Source organism: Sporichthya sp. (assembly GCF_013815995.1).
In the GTDB taxonomy this organism is placed as follows: domain Bacteria; phylum Actinomycetota; class Actinomycetes; order Sporichthyales; family Sporichthyaceae; genus Sporichthya.
On sequence record NZ_JACDFE010000373.1, the window covers coordinates 1 to 2,442 of the forward strand.

At 69.0% G+C, this 2,442-nt stretch carries 2 protein-coding genes and 1 pseudogene; all 3 read left to right on the forward strand.

Annotated features, from left to right (window positions below; all coding sequences use genetic code 11):
- Positions 1-1,347, forward strand: a 1,347-nt coding sequence (locus H0X00_RS23410; RefSeq protein WP_293775235.1) for an AMP-binding protein, incomplete at its 5' end; no start/stop codon positions are given.
- A 41-nt stretch (positions 1,348-1,388) separates the two neighbouring features.
- Entirely contained in the window at positions 1,389-1,814 is a 426-nt protein-coding gene (locus tag H0X00_RS23415; protein WP_293775236.1) for a LuxR C-terminal-related transcriptional regulator, read from the forward strand.
- 162 nt (positions 1,815-1,976) lie between these two features.
- Positions 1,977-2,442, forward strand: a pseudogene (locus H0X00_RS23420) (ABC transporter substrate-binding protein); the annotation flags it as partial.

The following is a 2,442-nucleotide window of genomic DNA, read 5'->3' on the forward strand; positions in this document are numbered from 1 at the left end:
CTGGAGGCCTTCGAGGTCTACTGGGCGGCGCTGCGGTCGGGGCTGTACTTCACCGCGGTCAATCACCACCTCTCCGTCGAGGAGGCCGGCTACATCCTGCGCGACGCGGGAGTGAAGGCGCTGGTGGTCTCAGCCGGGAAGGCTGAGCTCGCCGAGGCCGTGCGGCACGCGGCCGACGTGGCGGTCGTGCTGGCCTACGGCGGCGAAGTGCCCGGCTACGACGACTACGCGGCCGCCCTGGCTGCGGCCCCCTCCGATCCACTGCCGGACCAGCCCCGCGGGTCGATGATGCTCTACAGCTCCGGTACGACCGGTCGACCGAAGGGCGTCCGGCCGCCGTTGTCACACAAGCAGGTGCACGAGTCGGGTGACCCGTTCGTCGAGCTCAATCACGACGTCTACGGAGTGGACGCCGACACCGTCTACCTGTCGCCGGCGCCGATCTACCACTCGGCTCCGGTGAAATGGTGCCACTCCGTCCACGCCTACGGCGGGACCGTGGTGATGATGGAGCGCTTCGACGCCGAGGACACCTTGCGTGCGATCGACGAGCACAAAGTGACGCATGCTCAGTTCGTCCCGACCATGCTCATCCGGATCCTCAAGCTCGACCCCGCGGTGCGTGCGCGGTACGACACGTCCAGTCTGCGGGTCGCGGTGCACGCCGCCGCCCCGTGCCCGGTCGAGGTGAAGGCGGCGATCATCGCCGAGTGGGGCCCGATCGTCTGGGAGTACTACGGGTCGACCGAGTCGCTCGGGGTGACGCTCATCAACAGCGCCGAGGCCCTCGAGCGCCCGGGCTCGGTCGGCCGCCCGGTGATCGGGGTGCTGCACATCTGCGATGAGGACGGGGCCGAGCTACCGACCGGCGAGGTCGGCACCGTCTACTTCGAGCGCGAGTTCCTGCCGTTCAGCTACCACAACGACGACGAGCGGACGCGGTCCGCTCAACACCCGGCCCACCCGAACTGGGGCACGGTCGGTGACCTGGGTTACGTCGACGACGACGGCTTCCTGTTCCTGACCGACCGCAAGGCGTTCATGATCATTTCCGGCGGGGTGAACATCTACCCCCAGGAGGTGGAGAACGCCCTCGCCCTGCACCCGCAGGTACACGACGTCGCGGTGATCGGCGTGCCCGACGCGGAGATGGGGGAGTCGGTCGCGGCGTTCGTCGAGCTGCCGGTCGGCGTCGCGGGCTCGCCCGAGCTCGCGTCCGAGATCATCGCCTTTGTCCGGTCCCGGGTCGCCCACTACAAGGCCCCCCGCACCGTCACCTTCGTCGAGTCCCTGCCGCGCACACCTACGGGCAAGCTGATCAAGGGAGGGCTCCGAAGTAGGGGGTGAGCTCAATTCCGTCCCCCAGTTCTGAGCCCCCGGGAGAGCCCGTGTTGTCCACCGCCCAGGTCGAGATCCAGCCCGAGCTCGTCGAGCGCATCTCCAGCGCGCTGACCGAGCTGGACGCGCTCCACACCGAGCTGGGGGCAGCCCGGCATCGCCTGCAGCGGCTCTCGGCCGACCTCGGCGGCGTCCGCGGGGACGGCGAGGCGTCGGACGCCACTGCCGGCGGGACGGTCAGCACCTTCCCGGCCACGCTGCCCACCACGTTGACCAGCCGCGAGTTCGAGGTGCTGGGCCTGCTGGCCGCCGGGTTCACCAACGCGGCCATCGCGGAGCGGCTGATGATCGCGGACGGGACCGCGAAAAAGCATGTGTTCCGGGTGCTCCGCAAGCTCGGCGTGACCAACCGCTCCGAAGCCGTGGCCTTCTGGTTCCGTTCGGGACAGGGCGCAGGTAACCCCGCTACCCCTTAGGGGGTATGCCGTCCAGGTGATAGCGCGAAAGATACGCATTTAGTCATCTGTGGCGCAGATCGCAAGTCTGAAATTCTCTTAGGTAGCTCTTAGGTTGCGATTCGTCCCGGCCCGGTCTGGGCGCCTGACGTGCCCGTCCGGGTCATCCGAACAAGGAGTCCTATGAAGAATTTCAGAACATCACGCGTTCTGGCTGCGGCGCCCTTGGCGCTCAGCCTCGCGCTGGTGCTGAGTGCCTGCGGCGGAGGCAGCGATGACGCTGCCAACTCCGCCCAGCAGGACCCCGGCGCAGTGACCGACAGCGTCGGTGCGGCGACCGATACGGCCGGCGCCGCCACCGGCACCACCGGCACCGCCGACGTCGGCGCTGCGCCGGTTGCCGGTGGAGCTGCCGAAACCGCCCCCGTCGCCGGTGCGGCCGAGACGGCGCCCGTCGCCGGCGCGGCCTCCGGCGCCAAGGGCGGCAAGGCCACCACGGACAAGAGTGGCGGCGCTGCCTCCACCTCTACGGCCAACACCAAGGGTCTGACGAGCATCGACTCGGCGGCCCAGGCGGCCGAGAACGCCAAGATCGCCGCGTCGAAGGGTGGCGCCACCGATATCGGTGTCACCAAGGACGAGATCAAGA